The 730-nt window shown below is 69.2% G+C and carries 1 protein-coding gene and 1 pseudogene; both read left to right on the top strand.

The features are described 5' to 3' along the window. A pseudogene (locus G3N93_RS40580) lies at window positions 1–121 on the top strand (iron dicitrate transport regulator FecR); the annotation flags it as partial. Window positions 122–136: 15 nt separating this feature from the next. Beyond that, a partial coding sequence (locus G3N93_RS40575; protein WP_206135583.1) for a PTS glucose transporter subunit IIA occupies window positions 137–730 on the top strand: 594 nt, incomplete at its 3' end.

Genomic DNA, 730 nt, shown 5'->3' with positions numbered 1-730 from the left:
GGCGCTCGACCCGATCGCCGCCATTCTTTCGTTCTACGTGATGGCGGCGGATCTCGCCGTCGCGCGCGGCCGCAATCCCGACACGCCGCGCCACCTGAACAAAGTCACCGAAACGCACTGATAGCCGAGACAGCCGATGAGACGCGCCGAGGAGTCCCAGTTGAAGAGCCCCACCCACGATCAGATCGTCCTGCTTGCCCCGTTGACGGGGCCGATCGTCGCACTGGCCGACGTGCCCGATCCGGTGTTCTCCGGCGGGATGTTCGGCGACGGCATCGGCATTGACCCGCTCGCGGGCCAGCTCGTCGCACCGTGCGCGGGCGTCGTGTCGCATCTCGCGCGCACGGGCCATGCAGTGACGATCACGACGCCGCAAGGCGCGGAAGTGCTGCTGCACATCGGCATCGACACGGTCGAGCTGAACGGGCAGGGCTTCATCGCGCACGTCGAAGCCGGCGCGCGTGTCGAGGCCGGCACGCTGCTGATCGAGTTCGACCAGGACGCGGTGGCGCGCAGCGCGCATTCGCTCGTGTCGGTGATCGCGATCGCGAACTCGGATGCGTTCGAGGTCGTCGATCGCGCGAGCGGCTTCGCGACGGCCGGCGAGACGCCGCTGCTCGTGCTGCGCGGCAAGGGCGAAGCAGCCGTGCAGGCGGCACAAACCGGCGCCGCGGCGCAGAACGAAGTGCGCCGTGAAATCGTGCTGGCGCAGCCGGGCGGCCTGCATGCA

The organism is Burkholderia sp. Se-20378, assembly GCF_017104665.1.
GTDB classification, from domain to species: Bacteria; Pseudomonadota; Gammaproteobacteria; order Burkholderiales; family Burkholderiaceae; genus Burkholderia; species Burkholderia lata.
This window is presented reverse-complemented; position numbering and strand designations above follow the sequence as displayed.